The sequence below is a fragment of the Micromonospora sp. NBRC 101691 genome, assembly GCF_030269285.1.
Classification (GTDB): domain Bacteria; phylum Actinomycetota; class Actinomycetes; order Mycobacteriales; family Micromonosporaceae; genus Micromonospora; species Micromonospora echinospora.
Window position 1 is genome coordinate 1 of sequence record NZ_BSTB01000003.1, and the last position, 19084, is coordinate 19084.

Annotated in this window: 12 protein-coding genes and 1 pseudogene; 3 read left to right on the top strand and 10 right to left on the bottom strand. The window is 69.0% G+C overall.

All coding sequences use genetic code 11. The features are described 5' to 3' along the window. Positions 1 to 113: 113 nt before the first annotated feature. The 3 genes from QSK20_RS06635 to QSK20_RS06645 all read right to left on the bottom strand — a co-directional run bounded on the left by QSK20_RS06635 (position 114) and on the right by QSK20_RS06645 (position 2864). The gene (locus tag QSK20_RS06635; protein ID WP_285787683.1) at positions 114 to 1775 is read right to left on the bottom strand and encodes a GIY-YIG nuclease family protein; all 1662 of its coding nucleotides are present in this window, start codon (positions 1773 to 1775) and stop codon (positions 114 to 116) included. A gap of 172 nt (positions 1776 to 1947) precedes the next feature. Beyond that, complete coding sequence (locus QSK20_RS06640; RefSeq protein WP_285787684.1) at positions 1948 to 2529, bottom strand: hypothetical protein; 582 nt, start codon at positions 2527 to 2529, stop codon at positions 1948 to 1950. 188 nt (positions 2530 to 2717) lie between these two features. Beyond that, positions 2718 to 2864 (bottom strand): hypothetical protein, encoded by a 147-nt coding sequence (locus tag QSK20_RS06645; protein WP_285787685.1) that lies wholly within the window; start codon positions 2862 to 2864, stop codon positions 2718 to 2720. Between the two features lie 92 nt (positions 2865 to 2956). Here QSK20_RS06645 and QSK20_RS06650 point away from each other — a divergent pair, with 92 nt between their 5' ends. The 3 genes and pseudogenes from QSK20_RS06650 (at position 2957) to QSK20_RS06660 (ending at position 5054) form a co-directional block, all read left to right on the top strand. After that, positions 2957 to 3484: a helix-turn-helix transcriptional regulator gene (locus tag QSK20_RS06650; RefSeq protein ID WP_285787686.1), complete on the top strand. Its 528-nt coding sequence runs from the start codon at positions 2957 to 2959 to the stop codon at positions 3482 to 3484. Then, positions 3481 to 4758, top strand: a pseudogene (locus tag QSK20_RS06655) (N-6 DNA methylase). Before QSK20_RS06650 ends, QSK20_RS06655 begins: the two are co-directional and overlap by 4 nt. After that, positions 4683 to 5054, top strand: a complete 372-nt coding sequence (locus tag QSK20_RS06660; protein ID WP_285788074.1) for a restriction endonuclease subunit S domain-containing protein — start codon at positions 4683 to 4685, stop codon at positions 5052 to 5054. Before QSK20_RS06655 ends, QSK20_RS06660 begins: the two are co-directional and overlap by 76 nt. 122 nt (positions 5055 to 5176) lie before the next feature. Here QSK20_RS06660 and QSK20_RS06665 read toward each other — a convergent pair whose 3' ends face one another. From QSK20_RS06665 to QSK20_RS06695, 7 genes are all read right to left on the bottom strand, one after another. Continuing rightward, on the bottom strand, positions 5177 to 8902 hold the full coding sequence (locus QSK20_RS06665) for an AAA family ATPase (protein ID WP_285787687.1): 3726 nt from the start codon (positions 8900 to 8902) through the stop codon (positions 5177 to 5179). Positions 8903 to 8995: 93 nt separating this feature from the next. After that, entirely contained in the window at positions 8996 to 10579 is a 1584-nt protein-coding gene (locus tag QSK20_RS06670) for a serine/threonine-protein kinase (RefSeq protein ID WP_285787688.1), read from the bottom strand. Positions 10580 to 10701: 122 nt separating this feature from the next. Beyond that, on the bottom strand, positions 10702 to 11484 hold the full coding sequence (gene drmC, locus QSK20_RS06675) for a DISARM system phospholipase D-like protein DrmC (protein ID WP_285787689.1): 783 nt from the start codon (positions 11482 to 11484) through the stop codon (positions 10702 to 10704). After that, positions 11481 to 13379: an MrfA Zn-binding domain-containing protein gene (gene drmB, locus QSK20_RS06680; RefSeq protein WP_285787690.1), complete on the bottom strand. Its 1899-nt coding sequence runs from the start codon at positions 13377 to 13379 to the stop codon at positions 11481 to 11483. The genes drmC and drmB overlap by 4 nt, the downstream gene beginning before the upstream one ends. Then, on the bottom strand, positions 13379 to 17209 hold the full coding sequence (drmA, locus tag QSK20_RS06685) for a DISARM system helicase DrmA (protein WP_285787691.1): 3831 nt from the start codon (positions 17207 to 17209) through the stop codon (positions 13379 to 13381). The genes drmB and drmA overlap by 1 nt, the downstream gene beginning before the upstream one ends. Further along, positions 17206 to 17895, bottom strand: a complete 690-nt coding sequence (locus QSK20_RS06690) for a hypothetical protein (protein WP_285787692.1) — start codon at positions 17893 to 17895, stop codon at positions 17206 to 17208. The genes drmA and QSK20_RS06690 overlap by 4 nt, the downstream gene beginning before the upstream one ends. Beyond that, positions 17892 to 19076, bottom strand: coding sequence for an AAA family ATPase (locus tag QSK20_RS06695; RefSeq protein ID WP_285787693.1), 1185 nt, complete (start codon positions 19074 to 19076; stop codon positions 17892 to 17894). Before QSK20_RS06695 ends, QSK20_RS06690 begins: the two co-directional genes overlap by 4 nt. Positions 19077 to 19084 lie beyond the last annotated feature (8 nt).

Genomic DNA, 19084 nt, shown 5'->3' on the forward strand with positions numbered 1-19084 from the left:
CTCGATCACCGCCCACTGCCCGTCCGTCAGCGACGACTCGTACGCCGGTTTACAGACACAGCGACACAGACGTGATCTTCGCTGACACAGTCAGCGAAGATCACACCGAGGTATCACAACACTCTCTCAGGCAACCGCCGGGTGAAACCGATCTTGAGCATGTCAGGCATGGCGGGGTTCCGCTGCACGTAAACGAAGCCGCTCCCTGGCTCGGCGGATACCCTGGCCCGGCGCGGCCCCGCCAGCGGCGTCGGCGGATCGGTGGTCTCCAGCACGACCTTTCCGGCGGGTCCCGCCGACATGGCGACCAGCACCTCGCGCTCGGCCGGCCACTGGTCGAGGCGCGTGGCACCGTAAGCAGCCTGCCGCAGCACCTCACCGAGCGCCGAGACCCCATGGCCGTCGACATCCACCTTGGGAGCGCCGGGAAGCTCGGTGAGCGCCTTCGAGGCGATTTCGATCAGCATATGCGCCAGCTCGTCTCCGGCCGTGACCCGCAGCGTGCCCAGGTAGATGTCCTCCTCGATGTCGGACGCCTGGACCATGTCGACGCAGACCTCACCGCGCCTGCCGATGAGCAGGAGTTCGCCAGCGTGGGCCGGATTGGTGAGATCGAACGCGAAGTGGGCGCGCAGGCCAGGCGATCCAGTTCGCGGCCGGCGGCAGATCAGCTCCAACCGACCTGACGAGTCCGGGTCTCGGGTGAGACCGAGGAGTCGGGTCCCCTCCGCCAGGGTGGCGGTGGCCGCCTCTACCTGATCATCGCCGCGCACCCGGATTCGCCACCAGGGCAGCGGACCCCACAGGCCATGCGCCACATCCGGCCTGGCCGTCCAGGATCTGGCGATCGGGGCGTAAGACCATCGGAGCAACTCCGCGAGACATCCGTCCTGGAAGCGTTCCTCGTCAGTGCGACCGCGCAGCAGGTGCCGTTCCAGGGTGCTCAGGCCCTCGACCGCTTCAGCCACCCGCTCCCGCTGCCTCTCGATAATCTCCACGGCGTGGGACGCGATCTTCCTTAGGCCCGCGTCCGGCGCATCCTCAAGACGACGCAGGAACCGCAATGCCTGCCCGGCGTTCACCCGGTCCATTCCGATCATGAGCAGGTGCCGGGCCTTCGAGGTGTTTCCGACGAACGAGTCCACCCAGGTTTCGAGCGCGCGCTTACTCTGGGCGTCGCCGCGTAGCGCGATCGCGGCGCAGTTCCGTACCCGGACGTCCGGCTCGGCCTCGAGCACTTCCCAGATGCTCGTGTACGCCCTCAACGGACTCGGTGAGCGCGACAAGCATGCCTCAATCCATGCCGGGTCCCGAACACCCCAGTACCGGGTGAGCTCCCGCTTACCTCGGTCGCGCGTGACCGATTCGAGGCGCCGCGCCGACCAGAGCTCCAGCAGAAGCCGGTAGATGCTTTCTGGACTCCAGGCCGGCAACCCGCAGCCGAGCAACCAAGCCGATTCCCCCATCCCGACGTGGGCCATCTGCCACCGGACAGTTTCCACCAAACCGCTAAAACGCTCCGGCTCGACCCCCGGCCCAGCGAGAACACCACTGGCGGTCAGGAGCCGTGCGACGTCGGCGGTCGAGCGACCAGCGGAAACAAGAGCCGCAACACGCGCCACGACCAGGGCCTGAATCAGGTCGGGCTCACCTAACCCGGGGACGATCCTCGCCGGATCGAGCGCGGGACTCTCCACCGTCTGCCCGACCAACCCCGCGCAGACGGCCGTGATCCATTGCTCTCGATCCTTGGCGGGGTCATCTCTCATCGGCATGACGAGAGTGTCCATTGTGCTTTGAGGACAGATCGCGCTGGGGCCTGTGGCTCCGGCTCGAGTCTGTTGATCCATGCCGACTCGGGGAGGTCGAGGATCTTGGGTAGGAGTCGGGTCCTGCTGGACATTTCGACTGCACCCACAGCCTGGGCCGTCGAGCCGATCGCCGGGCTTAGCGCGGGGCAGCGGCCTCCGTCGCGGGGTCGGCGGCGTACACCAGGCGTGGATACCTGAGCGGCCGTGGCAGCAGCACCGCCTTCTGTTGCGGGAATCGTGTGCCCCCGTAGTGGAAGATCTGGGCGCAGTTCTGCCCGCGCGTTTCGGTTGCCAGGGCACGACCGGCCAGCCGCGAGTACATGCGGCTGTGTTTCAGCCAGGCAGCCTCTTCGCCGTGCCGGTCGAACCCACAACCGGTTGCTGCGTGTCCGAACACGTCGTGGACGGCGCGAAACATGTCGTTTTCCCCGTCGCTCAGGTACGGATGCGGATTGCCGGTGGCGGCGCTCGCCCAGACCTTCAGCCGGCGCTGCCGCACGTCGTCCATTAGCGAGGCCATGTCCGGGTACGGATCGGTGTCGACGATCCGCACGGATACGCCCAGGCCGCCGTACTCCTGCCGGCCCACCAGGTAGTGGTACTGCCGCACCGTCTCCCGGCAGAACGCGGCGTAGGCGGCGTAGGCCCGCTCGTCCCTTACGGGCGCGGCCATGTAGGCGTCAGCGACCGCCGCGCCGACGACGGGGTCAAGGCGCACTCGCGCGTACGCCAGGGCGGTTGGGCCTTCCATGCAACCGGCGCGGTACCGCTGCGCGCCACGCCAGACGTACTCGATTGGCCGAATCGTGGAGGCCGCAGAAGACAAAGGTACGAGCAAGGGGTTTCATGATCCTCCTTGGATAGTCAGGTTGGGGACGGCTTCGGTCAGCGCACTGACGAGTGCGCCTACAGCGGGGCCAGCGCGTTGGTCCCGGACCTGGCTTCCTGCTCGCTGCGCAGCAGTTCGCCGAGCATTCTGATCTCGGACGCCCGGCGCTCCTGAGCAAGCTTCGCGAACTTCCCGATGGTGGCACTGCGTCCTCGACGCGGCATCGTTCCTCCAGAGGCTGATGGCCCGTAACCGCCAACAAGATAGCGTCTGTGAACCGTGTACACAAGTAATTCGCTCATGCTAGCGTTCACGGGTGGGCATCGAACCAAGCAGGACCCCGAGCGAGGCCACCCTCACCTCCAGCGACATCGCACGACTTGCGAACGTCAGCCGGGCCGCCGTGAGCAACTGGCGTCGGCGGTACGCCGACTTCCCCGCGTCCGTGGGCGGCACCCCGACCAGCCCGGCCTTCGACGCACGTGACGTGGACCAGTGGCTACACCACCACAGTCGAATGCAGCACGTCGACACCGCGCGACAGGCATGGCGGCACATCGAGAGTTACCGCCCCGCAGCACAGATCAGCGACGTGCTCGGCATCGCTGGCGCGTTCCTGCTCGTACGCGCCGATCGGGCCGATCTCCCCACCGAGGGGCTACCCACTCCGGACCAGCTCATCAGCCATCTGTACACACTCGATGCCAGCTGGCCGAGTTGGTCGGTGCAGTGTTCCCGCACCAGTGGACCGCGCAGCTGTCCGCGCTGCTCCGCGCAGTCGACCAGCTCGGCGCAGAACAAAGCGCGGAGACCGCCTTCGAACACCTGCACCGCCAGTACGTGACCTCCGCCCGCTCGGCGCCCGGGCTTGCCGGCCCGCCAGACGTCGTCGCGGAAGTGATGCTGACTCTCGCCGGCTCCGGAGCCCGCACCTTCGACTTCACCACCGGCACCGGATCCCTCCTCCGGATGGCCGCCGACCGGGCCCTGCACAACGGCACCACCACCAGGTGCTACGCCCAGGAGAACAATCCGGGGTACGCGCTGATCACTCTGCTACGCCTGTGGTTCGTGCACCTACGCGCCCGACACGCCGGACACACGTCACCGCCGCCCGTGGTGCACGTCGGTGACAGCCTGCTCGCCGACGCCCTACCCGACCTACGGGCAGACGTCGTCGTCGCGAACTTCCCGTTCGGAATCCATGACTAGGGACACGATCGCCTCGCCGACGACCACCGCTGGACCTATGGTCCACCTCCACGCACCGAACCCGAACTCGCCTGGGTGCAACATGCCCTGGCGCACCTTTCCCCCGACGGTTCCGCCGTCGTGCTCATGCCCCCGGCAGCCGCATCACGCCCCGCAGGACGCCGCATCCGCGCGGAACTGATCCGCCGCGCCGCGCTACGCGCGGTCATCGCCCTCCCCGCCGGCTTGATGCCCCCAGCCGCCATCGGGCTACACCTCTGGGTCCTCACCCAGCCGAACCCGCACCACCCGCACGCCGGTGACGTGCTCATGGTCGACACCACCGCCGCCGTATCCGCCAACCAACCTCTCGTCCAGACCGTTGGGGCCGCGTGGCATGCCTACCGCTCCGGTCACTACGCCGAGGTGCCGGGCGTTCACCGCGCCGTACCCGCCATCGAGCTGCTAGACGACCGGGTCGACCTGACGCCGCAACGGCACCTGCCGAGAGCCGGCACATTCGTCGCCAACCCGGCCGAGATCATCGCTAGGATCAACGACTTCGACCGCCTCGTCGAGCGCGTGCGAAACGGCCTGCCCGTAGTCCGCGACACACCGCTGACGTCGCTCCGCGACGCACCCTGGGCCGAGGTCACCGACCTGATCCGGTCCGGCGCCGTCACCGTCCAACGCGCCCTGTCCCGCAGCCGGTCCGGCAGCACTGATGCCAGCACCGTCGTACTGACCCCAGCCGACGTCCGGTCCGGTGGTCCTGCCACGGGTTGCGTCGCCCGCTCCTTAGCGACGGACTGGGGCCGCAGGTCCACGTCGACGACATCCTTGTTCCGGTCATGGGCCACAGGGTCATTGCCCGGGTCGCGATGCCTGCACAGGTCGGAGCCGAGATCGGATCCGGCACCCAGTTGATCCGAGTCGACACCGGCCGCCTCGATCCCTGGTTCGTGGCCGGTGTTCTCTCCCGCACGGCCCACCTACGACTCACCGGGCACGCCGCCAACAACACCGGCACGCTACGCATCGGCATCCGGCGACTCACAATCCCCGTTCTACCGTTGGATCAGCAGCAGGCGTACGGACAAGCCTTCCGCCAACTCCTCGAGTTTCGCCACCTCCTGGACAGGGCCGCGGCGACCGGAGCCGTCCTGGCCCGCGAGGTCGGCGACGGCCTGACGGAAGGCAGGCTCGGCCCTTCCTCGTCGTAGGCCCGTATCGCCTCCGCGCCCTGTCACGCTAACCCTCGGTAAGCGCCGCGACCTCACATGCGCCAGCCGGGCATCGTTCAGGACCGGGACGGGAGGGTGCGCGCTGCGCACCCTCCCGTGCCTCACCGACCGGAGACCTCCTGTGCGAGCCTCCGCCAGGCAGGGAAGTCCACCCCATCGTGCTCCGCGGTCACGACCAGGGTGGCTTGCGATCCACCGCCCTCCTCGGCCGGAAGGACACCGTTCCTCGCGTACCAGGCCTTCTTCTGCTCCCACTTCCTGGCGTAACGGGGGTCCGACAGCATGCCGAGGTGTTCCCAGATCACCTTCTCTCCGAGATCCGTGTCGATGGTGAAGTCGGGCCGGACGGTCCGACCATCCTTGCCGGTGAACGGCACCTCGTAGTCGTAGGACAGGTCAAGCTCGTGCAACAGGTTGGCGATCAGCAGCTCGCTCTTGCTCCGTACCAACTCACCGCGGTCGGTACGGTGGACCAGCCCTCGATCGACCACGACGTCAGCTACCTGGATCGGATCGGACGGGGTGAAGAGGCTGGTCAGCCGGCGGGCGGTGTCGGAGTAGACGGCCGAGCCCCGGCGGGCGATCTCGTCGAGGTCGGCCTCGTGTAGCAGGATTACCCGGCCCTTCTGCCGGGTCAGGGCAGTGTAGAGGAGCTCCCTGCTCAGCCCGGCACCATCGGCGGGGAGCACGACGACGGTGATGCCGAACTCACTCCCCTGCGCCTTGTGGATCGTGATCGCCCACGCGAGTTCGAGCATCGGCGCGCGGTCGTCGTCGGACCAGTCGTAGAAGTCGTACTTGGCCTTCTCGCGGCCGCTGAACTCGATCTCGGTCTTGTTCGGTGGCCAGGTGACCCACTTGGAGCGGCTTTGCCCCACCACCACACCGAGTTCCCCGTTGGCAACGAACCGCTCGGCGTCCTTCGGGTAGATCCGGGAGAGCTTGAACTGATGGTTGCGGATGTTGATCACCTTGTCACCGACCACGATCCGCTCCGGGCCGATCGCCTTGGCGTGCCAGCGCTTCGGCCCGATCGCCTGCTCAAGCGCACGGGTGCCGAACGTGTCCTTCAACGCCCGGTTGATCTCGATGGTCCCCCAGCCTCGGCTACGGACCGGTGAGAGAATCTGCCAGGCATCGACACGGCCTCCCGAACCTCCTGGGAAGTAGAGATTGCCCTTACCCGACACGGCACCGCCGTAGCTGCGACCGAACGCGACCGCTAGCTCGTCGTCGGTGGCCTCCTTCAGCTCCGTGACTTCCTCCCGCAGGACGGCAACCAGGGTGGTGAACAGGTCAGCCGCTTTGTACCGCACCGCGCGCAGCGTCGCCATCCGCTCGCCCGCCCGCAGTCGTTCCCAGACGAGGTCGGCCGCCGGTGACAGCTCGCCATCAGCGAACCAACTGGCCAACACCAGATCATCGCGCTCTTGGCCGACCTGCCGCCGGGGAATGGTGAGTTCGGCGTACCCGGGTGCGCAGCGGATGGTTCGGGTGGCGATGTCGTCGGGAGCGAGCCGACGCGCGACATCGACGAAGGGTCGACCAGCACCGATCGGCGGCAGCTGTCGGGGGTCACCGACCAGGATCAGTCGCTGCACTCCGGTGACCGCGTCCAGTAGCGCGGCGAGTTGCTCCTCGGTGAGCATGGATGCCTCGTCAACCACCACCGTCTTGAAGTTCTTCGCGCGGGTCTGCACATCTCCCGTCACCAGGTACCGCTCGGTCCGCGGATCGTACCTTCGGGTAGCGATGAGGAACTGGGCCAGCGTGACCGCCTCGGCCCCGACCCGGTGCGCCAACTGCACCCGAGCCTTGCCGGTCGGAGCGACGAGGAGCACTCCCCCGGCGGCCACCGACTCGGTGTGCCGCAACACCCGGAGGAGCGTGGTCTTGCCGGTGCCGGCCGAACCGATGAGGACACTGATCCGCGAGGTGTAGAGGACGTCCAGGGCCGCGACCTTCTCGGCTCGGGCGCGGCTCTCGGCGTCGAGTTCGTCCTGCGGCAGGATGTGGTCCATCGGACCGAACAGCGTGTCGAGCCGACCGGTGAAGTCGGGCCCACCTGCGATCGGCGTCGCCCTCAACCGCCGCTCGACGTGGTCACGGATGACGACACCGACCCGGGCCAGCTCGGTGAGCTGCAGTGCGGGCGCTCCACCGGGCAGGGTGATCCCGGTCAGCGGGGCGTTCGGAGGCAGGGTACTCGCGGACAGCCCGTGCGCGTCGAGCACGTCCCCGGTGACGGGGCAGGGCACGCTGAGGGTGCGCTCGCGGATCCTGCTGACCAGTTCGGCCTGCGGTTGGAGTGTGTGGCCCGCCGCCTTCGCCCGGGTCAGCTCGTCGATGAGGAGTGCACCCACCCGGCGGGCGTCGAGACCGTCGTCCATGGCGCTGGGCCTGGGCAGTGGGAAGACGGCCGCGACCGCCTCGTCTGGGAAGCACCCACGGTCGATGATCGCGAATGGCACGGCGTACGGCTGGTCGCGGTCGGCCTCGTAGAGGCGGTACGGATTGGCGATGATGCCGGCGTCGGTGAGCGCGGGGTCACGCTGTTCGACGACGAAGAACCGCTCGGCCTGTTCCCTGGTCAGGGAGAAGCGGCTCAGCAGATGCAGCAGTTCCCGCCGTTCCGGCTTGAGTGCCTTCCACACGGCTCGGAGACTGGGGGTCAGGTGCCGCTCCGCGGTGATCCCGAGGCGGCCAGGGTCCGCCATCGCCGCTTCCAGCGTCGGCCACGGGTCAGCGCCGGGACCAGCGGCCGCCGCGACCATGTGGGCGAACGTCACATACTGCGGCACACCGAGAGCAGCCATGACGCTGGCCAGGCCGGGACGCGGCCCGCGTAGCTTCCACAGCCGGTTGAGCTGCCCTTCCAGCCAGTCGAGCCCCAACGGCCCCGCATTGTCACCGAGGATCCGTCGGGCAGCCCGTCCCGCAGCGAACAGCGATAGCAGTCCATCGATTGCCAGGTCGTGGCTGACATGTTCGGTGACGTACGAGAAAGCCTCCCAGCCGCCCTCCGGCGCGAAGGCCAGGGCATCGCTGACGTCAACGCCCCGACGGTCCCGGGCCTCGAGCAATGCCTGGTACGGCATGAGGAAGCCCTGCTGCTGGTCGGGACGGAGCGAGTGCCCGATGCTGGTTTCCCACATCTGGGCGGGGAACTGCTCTCCGCCGTTGCTCAGGTAGGCGCCGGTGGGAGTCACGTCGGTGACCAGGGCGACGCCGACCAGCAGGCGACGCGGATCATCGCTGAGTGGACTGTGCTTGGCATAGAAGAAGACGAGGCTATGTTGCGGCTGCACGGTGCTGAAGAAGGCGTCCAGCAGGGCACGCTGATTGTCCCCGTGCATCATCCACGACGAGTTGTCCCAGCCGGTGATGGAGTCGACCTGTTCCTCCAGCTCAGGAAGCAAGCCGATCCGACGCTCCTCGCTGACCGCCTGTGCTCCGACGCGTGACATCCACCGGAAGGGAACGGCCTGCGCGGAGTACGGGGGCATGGTCTGCGCCGTGGGCCGGAAGGTCGCGAACGCCGGTGATTTCTCGACGAAGGGGTGCTTCCGCTCGAACGGGATGACCCGGGGGGACATGAAGGTGGCGCGTTCGGCGACGCACGGTGGTGCCTCGTCCAGCGTCAGATCGGCGATCTCCCGGCCGGCATGGTGTTGCTCGTGCGCGTCACGCCGCCTCTGGCCGATGTTCTTGAGCAGCACACATGTGCCGTTGCCGTGCGGATCGGCGCAGACCGTTCCGCGCCAGCCGCTGTCGTGCCAGGGTACGCGGATCGAGATGTGCTCGATCGGGGTGGCGTTGACACCCATGACGCTCTCCTTAGTCGGCGCCGCCTCCCGGCGGCGGGTCACCTGCTCGGTCGGTGCGGTGGTGCGGTTGCCGATGGTCGGCGGGTTTCGTGGCTATCGGGTGCCGGGGCCGCGCAGCCCGGACAGCAGATCGGCGATCTCCCGGGCGCTGGGGTGGCTGGAGCTGTGCAGCCGGGTCACCTCGGCGAGGAGCCGGCTCAGTGTCTGCTCGGCCGCGCGTCGTTGACCCGCGCCGAGCTGGAGCAGGCCGATCTGACGACGCAGCTCCAGGGTGCGGGGGTCACCGGGGCCGAAGGCCTTTTCCTGATCAAGCACCAGGGCTTCGAGCTGCCGCAGCGCCTCGCTCGTCTCCCCGAACAGGGCCCGGCAGGTGGAACTGCGGAGGCGGCAGCGCAGCGCGAGTTCGGTCTGCGGCCCGTCCTCCCGCGCGATGTCTTCGGCGAGTTCCTCGTACACCGGGGCGGCCTGCCGGTAGTTACCTTCCTCGAACAACGCGTCGGCGAGTTCGAGCCTGACCCGCACCACGTCACCGTCGGTCCTGCCGAGCGCGTCGATCGCCGGCTGGATCGCGGCGGCGAGCAGTTTCGACGCCTGCCCGTACCGAGACGACCCAGCCAGGCGGTTCGCCTCCGCCCGTACGCGCCGCAGCTCTGAGCGGCCGATCTCCGACCGCGCCTCGTTACGCCGGTGCGGCGACGCCGACGGCTTGGGCAGCGGTGCGGATGGCATCGGCGGGCGGGCCGGCCCAGCGGGCGGCGGGCCGCCGAACACCCGTCCGAGCACCGCGCCGTACATGAGGATGGGGCTGATCGTCGATGGCGGGTGAAGGACACCCGGGAGCGGTCCGAGCTCGGTGGCGAAGGGCATCAGCCGGTCGTAGACGACTCGCGCACTCGCGGGCCGGTCCTCGGGCTTCTTCTGCAGCAGGTGCAGCAGCAGATCTTCCAACCCGGCGGGGACGTCGTCGCGTACACCGCGCACCGGCAGTGGTTCGTGACCAACCTGCTTGCTCCACACGTCGTACGACGTAGTACCGGTGAACAGCCGCTTCCCGGTGAGCATCTCGTGCAGGGTGCAGCCCAATGCGTACAGATCGGTGGCGGGGCCGCTCATGTTGGTCTGGATCTGCTCCGGTGCCATGTACTGGGGCGTGCCGGGCGGCAGGCCCGTCATGGTGATCTTCGAAAAGTCGGAGAGGGTCGGTGCCGCGGCGAGCCCGAAGTCGAGAACCTTGACGGCACCGTCCGGCTGGAGCATGAGGTTGCTCGGCTTCAGGTCCCGGTGCACGAGCGAAGCCTGATGTGCGGCGGTGAGCACCGCGCAGACCTGGGCGGCGATCGCCGCCGACCAGCCGACAGGAAGGGCCCCCTGCTCCGCCACCAGGTCAGCGACACTGATTCCGTTGATGCGCTGCATGACGAGGTAGGGACGGCCCTCGTGGGTGCCGACGTCATAGACGGCAGGGACGCCGGGATGTTCCAGCCGGGCGGTGATCCGGGACTCGCGCACGAACCGTCGGATGTAGTCCCGGTCCGGCTCACCGCCCGGTGAGCGGATGAACTTGACCGCTACCGGCCGGTCCAGTTTGGTGTCGTGGCCGAACCACACCTCGCCCATACCACCGCGACCGACCGGCAGCTCATCCAGTTCATACCGGTCGTTGACCAGCGTCCCCACGGCGCCAAACCTTCCATTCTCGATTCACCAGAATCCACGCCATTCCGCACCACCGCACCGGTACATCTGCTCCGGCCACCTCATTGACGGCCGTCGCCGCACCGTCACGAAGCCGGGCATGCTCACCGCCCCTGCTCGGACGTCGGAAGCGGGACCAGTACGCCTCGGCTCTGCAGCTCGGCGATGTGCTCGGCGGCCCGCTGCGGCGCGGTTCCGCCCCGTACCAGCAGTCCGGCTTCGATGTTGCGGTTGACACCCGACTGGGTGAGATTGGCACTGGACAGCAACAGCACCCGGCGATCGGCCACCGCAATCTTCGCGTGCATCCGCGCGTGCGCCTCGGCCCGCCGCTCGACCGGCCAGTGCCACAGCCGGACACCAGGCAGGTCGGCGAAAGCCGCAGCGGGCTCCGCCCCGTTCAACGCCCCCCGCGCACCGGCCAGCGTCTCGACCACGACCGTCACGCTCACCCCCCGGGCGACCGCCGCTGTCAGGGCCGACAGCAGGGGCGGGTAGGGCCTGGCGGAGTACGTCATCAGCAACAGCTCGGCCTGTGCCTCCGCGACCAGCTCGACAAGGACCTGGGCGGTGGCGCGGACCGGCACCGGATGGGTGCTGGGTCCGCTCCACACCGCCTCGATCCCCACCGCACCCGACCGTTGGGCGTGGCCGGCGGCCAGTCCCCGCAGGTAGGCCGCCGCCTCCATACTCGTCACTCCCGTGGCACGCCGCGCGGCGAGCACCGCCCGGGCGGCCTCGGTGAAGCCGGGCACCGGCACGGCGTGTAGCGCGCCCTGCTCCGGCGAGCCATCGCCGAGACGGTCAGCCAGCACCCGCAGGTGCGCCGGGCCGAGCCGGTGCACGGCGGCCTCGGCCGCCGCTTCGAAGGCGGGCTGCCAGGTCACGGCAGCTCGGGGAAAAGCGCCAGGTCCGGCTGGTCGATCGGTACGACGAACCGCCGGTCCAAGAACCGGTTGCCCCGTTCACAGGTCGTCTCGGAGACGAACAGGCAGACGTGGCAGGCGGCGCCGTGCAGGAAGTCCTCCGGGTGGTGCGGAAGCCGCTCGGCGCAGAGCGGATCCGACGAGCAGTGCAGGGCGTCGCTTAGGGCCCGCCGGGTGAGTCGGACCAGCGCGTCGGGTTCCGCGAGCGACACGAGGCCGCCGAGCGTCCCCTCCCCGTCCGGAACGGCGGTGTAGATGAGAATGCCGGCCCGCCGTGGGTCGTCGGGGGTGCTCGTGTAGATCCGCTCGGACAGACTGGCCGAGCTGTAGCCGCATTCCAGCGCGATGGTGCGGATCAGCAGGTGAGACAGGGTGTGCAGGGCGAGGTACCGCTCACCGGGCCAGTTCTTCATCCGCTCGAACCCGCCCCGGACGCGTCCGGAGTAGCGGCCCTCCCGGAACCGCCCGTACGCCTCCCGGTGCGTCTCCATGCACTCCGTGTCGGTGACCCGCCGCTCCCACTCGGTGAGCAAATCCTCGGGAAGACGCAGGAAGATGCCCTCGCCGCGCACCTCGCTGGCCGGAATCCAGTTCTGGGTGGCCTTGAACAGCGGCGCCCGCTGGACCAGGTCCGGGTCGAGCGGGTCGGGGGCGTCGAGGCGGGTGAAGCCGACCAGTGCCCGGACCTCGCGCAGTCGCTCCGCCTGGATCACGTCGGCGTAGATCTCCTTCAGCTCGCCCGGCACGCCGCCCGGGTCCCGACGCAGGGTGAAGTCGTCGGTGGCGGGCGCCAACTCCGCAGCGGAGAAGATCTCCCACTCCGGGGTGTGCAGGTCCGGATAGCCCTTCTCCTCGTCCTCAGCCTTGGCTACGTTGCGCTTCCGTTCGATCGCCGCCCAGACCTGGGGGTCTGACCATCGATCAAACTCCCGCAGTGCCGGCACGACGGTCCGCAGGTAGGGCAGCATGTCCACGCTGGGCATCCCCTTGAGCGCTTCCCAGTACTGCTCCACCTTGGTCTGCAGTTCGCTGGCACCGGTACGGGGTACGGCCAGCGCGGATAGCGTCTGGGCGAACCACTGGTTCGACGCGCCGACGATGAGGAGCTTCAGCTCGCCGCTGCACTCCCCCGGCTCGAAGTCGCCGAGGTGTGCCCGGCGGCCCCGGCAGCGGGGGAGCTTCTCCGCACCCCGTCCCCCGAGGACCTCCTTCATGTTGCGGCGGACACCGCAGGGCACACACCTGATCTCGACGTTGGCGCCGAGGTTGCCGCCCCGGTCGTCCATCCGCAGCTTCGGGTGGCTGGCGTCGGGGCAGCCGCCGCCCTGGTGCACGTACTGTGTGTAGGGGAAGTCGTCCAGATGGCCGGCGGTACAGGCGAGCACGAACCGGGCGGCGACCGCCATCGGCCGCCGGCCGGACTTCTTCCGCCCGCAGACGGTGTGGAAGAACCGGGCCTCGTGTGGTTTCCGGGCCTTGGCGTTCTCGAACCCGAAGACGCCCCCGTCGATCGGTGCCAGCTCGTCACAGGCGGTGCAGCGCAGCCAACCGGGGAACGGCGTGATCGGCACGCCGACCTTCGCGGCCGGACCGTTGGGCTGCTGGTCCACGCCGTCCATCCACGGTGCCGGCCGCAGCTCCTTGATGGACTTGTCCTTGAGCAGCTTTCGTACAGCGGACAGCAGCCGTGGCTCGGTGATCGGTTCCAACTCGGGAACCGGGGTGTAGTTCCAGTCGTCGAGGCCTCGGACCAGCACGGAGAAGTTGGGCAGGTCGACGATGGCGCCGACGCCCGTGGTGAACATCAGGTGGCTGGGACGGACTGACCCGACCCGCCGGAAGTGCTTGCCCGCCATCAGTGTCCCTTCCCCGCGATCGTCGACTCGCCCAGCTCGTCCCCGTCGGGAAGGTCCTCGTCCCGGGCGTCGTCGCTCGGCGGACCGAACGACCAGTCCGGCGCCCCGTACTGCGGGTCGAAGATCTTGTCCCCAGCGGGCAGCACCAGGTTGATCTCGTTCTCGGTCTCCCGCATGGACTGCCCGACGGTCAGGTCGGTCCAGCGCTCGCCGCCAGCGGCGGTGAGCAGGCCGGCGAGCTTCTGCTGCTTGAAGGTGCCGTCGGCGTAGCCGAGCCGCGTCGAGCCGGTCTTGCGCTCGTTCCACCGGTCCCGCAGCCGGTTGATCCGCTCGCCGAGGTAGTCCCGGGCACGGGTGCCACCGATCGTTTCGGCCCGGTCGAGGAAGCGGTCGACAACCCGCCGCACCTCCGGACCCTCGAGCGGCACGTCGTGGGCATCGGTGTTGCGGGAGAAAGCTTCCTCCGTGTTACGCACGGCCGCGACCAGCGTCGCGGTGGTCCCCCGGTCCAGTGCCCGCCGGGTGTACGGGGTGACCGACAGCGCTTCCACCTGTCGGTAGAAGGTGGCGTGGTAGTACTCGAAATCCTCGTAGTGGGCCAGGTCCCGGGGCCGGGTCCAGTTGTAGAGGGTCACCACCAGGCCGGGGCGGCGGGCGTCCCGACCGACCCGGGAGGATGCCTGGATGTACTCGGCGGTGTTCTTCGGTTGCCCGGTCACCACCATCAGACCGAACCGGGACACGTCCACGCCGACCTGGAGCATCGAGGTGGCCAGCACCACGTCGACCGGCAGCCGGCCGTCGTTCTGCCGCCGGTAGTAGCGTTCGGTCACCGGGTGCAGTTTGAGCCGCGGGTTGGAGGCGGTCTTGGCCTTCATGGCCTCCCGCATGTCCTCGAAGATCGCCTTACGCCGGGCGGTCGTGTCGATCTCGGCGTCAAAGCCGATCTCCAGCCGCTTCAGCACGTCGCTGATGTCTCCCGACGAGATCCGGGAGGTCAGCTCCTGGACGTTGAGCATCACGGACCCGGTGAGCCGGTCCGACATGCCCTTACGACGACCGTGGGTGCGTACCCGGGTGGTCACGTCGTCGTCCAGGAGCCGGCGCATGCCGGCCAGCTCGCGGGTAGCGCTGAAGTACCCCACCGTAGTGAGGTACGGGTCGGCGGGTGAGCCGTACCGGTCGAAGAGGGTCTGCCCGGCGAGCAGCAGGATCTCCGCGACCCGGATCTCGGCGGACTTCATCCGTACGCCGTGGGCGCAGACCCCCAGGTAACGACGGCCCGGATGGTCCACGGTGACCGGCACCTGACGGCTGAAGAACGTGTCGGCGATGTCGATGACCGGTGGCGGGAACACCGCCAGGTCCCGCCCGAAGACACCGAGCACCTGAGCTCGGGCCCGCTTGGTGGTGGCCGTCGACGCGACGATCTTCGGCCCGGCCGCGCCGCCGCCGGGCAGCGGCCAGGTGCAGAGCTGGTCGACGGCCGCTTCGAAGAGTCCGACCATGGTGCCGAGCGCACCGGAGATGAGGTGCAGCTCGTCCTGGATGATCAGATCCGGTGGGCGCAGCCGGACCACCGGCTGACTGGTGACCGCTTCCAGGCTGCCCTTCTTGTTGTGCCGGTTGCTGCACCCGGTACGTGCGTCCAGGTCGTCGTGCCGGTATCCGTGCCGGGGACAGCGCTGCCGTACCCGGCCGAAGAGCAGCCCGGCGAAACCCCGCCAGGGCAGTTGGGCGAGCTTGTCGACGGTGGCGATGACCAGGCTCGGCGCGTACCGGTAGATCTCCTCGTCGACGGTGAGGATGGGCAGACCCTCGGCGCTGCGGGTGCGGGAGAACGGGCAGGCGTCCGCCCCTTCCGCCTCCGGGCAGAACAACAGGACCCGCCGGAGGTCCTCCCTGGATTCGAGATCCCGCTCGGCCCGCAGCTTCGACCCGCACCACGGGCAGCTCAGGGTCTGGAGAACGTTGGTGAACTTGCCGTGGCCCGCCTCGCGCGCCTCGGCGATCTGCGCAGCCGCCTCGTCGAACCAGTTCGGCGACACTCCCCCACCGACCCACAGCCCGATCCGGAACGGCTCGCCGCCCCAGGTGCCCTCGTTGCGCCGGCGCAACACCTCGGCGGCGCAGATCAGCGCGGCGGCCCGCTGGAACTGCTGCGCGGTGAGCAGCCGCAGCGTGTACCGCATCAGCACCGACACCCCGGCATCACCGCTGCGCGCGTCGGCACCGGAGCCGACCACGCCCTGGAGACGGCGGATGGCGAAGGTGACCGCGGTCAGGCCGAGGTACGCCTCGGTCTTGCCACCACCAGTCGGGAAGAACAGCAGGTCGACGACGGCGTCCCGGTTCGCGGCCCGCTCCGGGTGCGCCGGGTCGGTCAACGACGGCAGGTTCAGCAGGACGAAGGCGAGCTGGAAGGGGCGCCAGGAGGCAGCCGAGGCGCCACGTGCGTCGACGGCGGCCTTCGCCTCCGCGTACGACAGGCCTTGCGCCTCCCGCAGCCGGGCCACCTCGCTGTGTCGACGCTGCAACGCCATGGCCTCGTTGGCGAACCGGAACGCGGCCAGCGCCTCGCCGTGCCGGTCGGCCGTCGGGTCGGTCAGCAGGGTGATGCCGGTCCGGAGCCGCTTGGCGGCCCGGCGGGCGGTGAAGACGGCGTGCCGCGCGGTGTCCCGGAACGGCTCCGGCAGCTCGGCAATTTTCGCCTCCTCGTCGGCGAGCCAAGCCTCGTAACCGTCGGCGAGGGTCGTCAGCCCGGTCCGCAGCCCGTCGACGTCCGCCGTGGCCAGGGTGTCCATCGATAGTTCCACGCCGGCCAGCCTTGTGCCCCGGCCGGTCGGTGCCACCGTCGCGGGCACGTTGTAGGTGGGCAGCCAGGTGGTGAAGAGCTGGTGGGCGCGGCGTTCCCCGGCGCGTACCCACGGGTGCACGGCGACGTTGCGACCGGAGGCGTACCGGCGCTGCGCCCGGTAGAGCAGCCGCAGATGCGTCTCCTCGTCATCGTCGCCAATCCCCTTCACCCCGTCCAGCGGGTCGTCGATAGGGAGGAAGACCGCCGCGTGTCCGTCCGACGCGGTGACCGTCAGCGCGGACTGGAACAGCCACGCGGTGTCGGCGTTGCTCTCCGGCTCGGCCTGCGCGTTGATCAGCGCGAGCTGCACCACCCGCTGCCCGTCCCGGATCCGGATCTCCACCGACAGGTGCACGCCCGGCGCGTCCGGGTCGGCGACGGTCAGCGGAATCCGGTACGAGGTATCGCCGTCGAGCCGGACCTCCCGGCTGTACGACACCGGCTCGCGGTACCAGACCCGGCGCTTCCTGCCCTTGTCGTCCTCCGACTCGCGCAGGTCGTAGCGGCCCCACTCGGCGGTCACCGAAAGCGTGTCGGTGTCACCGGCCACGGCGAACGACAACCCCATCGAGGACGCCCACATCTTGCCCAGGTTCAGCGGGGTCACCACCTCGGGCAGCTCGGCCTCGCTGCCGTCGCCCTGCACGGCGGCGTCCACGTCCTGCACCTCGGCGCTCTTGTCGGTGCGCGGTCGCTGCTTCGGCCCGAGCATGCCGACCAGGTACCGCTCCCGAGGGCCCATCGCACCGGGCGGGAACTCCTCCCGCTCCCCGTCCCACGGTCCCAGCAGGTCCCGCCCGATCAGCTCCTCCAGCTCGTCGCGCACCTGGTAGGAGCTGGCCGCCGGGAAGACCTGCGACACGTCGAGCGGCGAACGCGGGTCGGCGTCGCTGTCGCCGTCCCCGGACAGGAACAGCGCCTGCTGCTCACCCCGGGGATGCGGGAAGAGTCCGCTCTGGGCATCGACCGTCACTGCGGCCTCCTCGCTCTGGGAATGTGCGACGTGCAGCACTCGGTGGCATCGGCTCGCAGTTGGCTCCACGAGCGGTTACTGCCGACCGGATTGTCGATGCAGTTGAGCGCCACCGCCTTGGCCAGGACACCGGGCGCGTCCGACTCCCGGTAACGCCGCCCCGAGCCGCTGACGTTGCGCATCAGGATCTGCTTCGGGTCAACCAGCGTGCCGGTGTCGCGGTTCCGGTACTGCTGCGGCACTCGCCACGAGGACACGGTGCCGGCCAGCGCGGCAGGGAACATCAGCAGCCAGGCCTCGACCTCCGCCACGGACAGCAGGTAGTGGGCGTTGCCGAACTGGGCGTCGAGCGCGGACTGCACGCGCTGCCGGGCCTCAACGTACTCGTCCCCGTCGGGCCGGTCGAATTCCTCGTGCACGAAGACGCAGGCGAGGTCAGCCCGTTCGAGTTTCGCCTTCGCCCTCGCCTTGCTGGCCAACGTCTTGACCCGGCTGGTCAACTCACCGTGGCTCTTGGCGTGCAGCAGCCGGACCGAGTCCTTGATCTCGACCAGCCGACCGCTCATCGCCGGACACCATGCCTCCAGCAGGACGCGCAGACACTCCCGGTCGTTCCGGTCCTCCCCGGCGAGCACCACGACCGGCCGTTTGGTGGCACGAACGGACGTTCCTCCCCGACGGGTCACAGGTCACCGCCGAGCACGCCCGAAAACCACAGCTCACCGAGCGGCAGGTCCTCACTCTCCGCCACGATCTCCTCGATCCGCTCCGCCGTCAGCGCCGGGATCGCCGACGACCCGTCATCGAGCCGCTCACAAATCACCAGTTCCTCGGGCCGCAGCCGGTCGGCGAGCGCCGGTGAGTGGGTGGCGATGAGGAACTGGGTACGCTCGCTGGCCTCGCGCAGTCGCTCCACCAGCAGTTCCAGCGCTTGAGGATGCAACCCGTGGTCGATCTCCTCGACGCAGGTCAGCGCGGGCGGGTTCGGGTCGTAGAGCAACGCGAGCAAGCCGAGCAGCCGAATCGTGCCGTACGAGGCGTCAGCGAGCTGCGTGGGCCGGCGCAGCCCACGTTCGTGCAGCACGATCACCACCTCGCGGGCCGCTCCGGAGGGGTACTCGAAGTCGATGCCCTCGAGTTGCGGCAACACCCGCATCGCGTCCTCGACCAACTGCTGCCACGCGTCCTCGTCCCGACTGCGCAGGGCGAGCAGGAAGCCGGCCAGGTTGGCGGCTCCGTCATCGAGGACCTCGGTCTTCGCCCGTGGAAAGCGCGATGCCTGCCGGGCTGAATCGACGCGTACGTCGAACACCCGGAACGAGGCGAGGCGCTGGGCGACGGTGGAGACCTCCGACCCCCCCTGGTCGTCAGAGAGCCGGGGAAGCGTCGAGAGGCCGCTGCTGAGCGCGCTGATGCCGATCTCACGCTCACTGCCACCGCGCCCGGTGTCGACGACGTTGACCTTCTGGCCGCTGATGGTGATCCGACGACCTCGGCCCTGGGTGCGCTTGAAGGCGAACTTCTCCCGACGGGAGAGGCCGTGCCGCAGCCGTGAGACACGTAACTGGTACTCGTCCGGCGCGTTCAGGCTGCTGTGGGTCGACCAGGTCGCGGTGAGTTTGATCTGCATGTGCGTCGGCGGCTTCTCGCCGCCACGAAAGACGACCTCGTCGAAGCCGCCCCGGAGGTCGAGTGCTGGCTGAAGGTCGGTGCCGATGACGTCGGCGAGGAACCGGAACACGTCGAGCACGTTCGTCTTGCCGGCACCGTTGGGCCCAACCAGCACGTTCAGCGGGCGCAGCGGCAGGGTGATCTTCCGCAGGCTGCGGAAGTTCTCCACCTCGATCTCGATGAGTCGCTTCTCCATGCCTCACC

Coding starts and splice junctions, on each gene's coding strand:
- QSK20_RS06635 (WP_285787683.1), bottom strand. CDS start 1,775: ATGCCGATGAGAGATGACCCCGCCAAGGATCGAGAGCAATGGATCACG.
- QSK20_RS06660 (WP_285788074.1), top strand. CDS start 4,683: ATGGGCCACAGGGTCATTGCCCGGGTCGCGATGCCTGCACAGGTCGGA.
- drmB (WP_285787690.1), bottom strand. CDS start 13,379: ATGGCGGGCAAGCACTTCCGGCGGGTCGGGTCAGTCCGTCCCAGCCAC.
- QSK20_RS06695 (WP_285787693.1), bottom strand. CDS start 19,076: ATGGAGAAGCGACTCATCGAGATCGAGGTGGAGAACTTCCGCAGCCTG.
- QSK20_RS06665 (WP_285787687.1), bottom strand. CDS start 8,902: ATGGGTGTCAACGCCACCCCGATCGAGCACATCTCGATCCGCGTACCC.
- QSK20_RS06645 (WP_285787685.1), bottom strand. CDS start 2,864: ATGCCGCGTCGAGGACGCAGTGCCACCATCGGGAAGTTCGCGAAGCTT.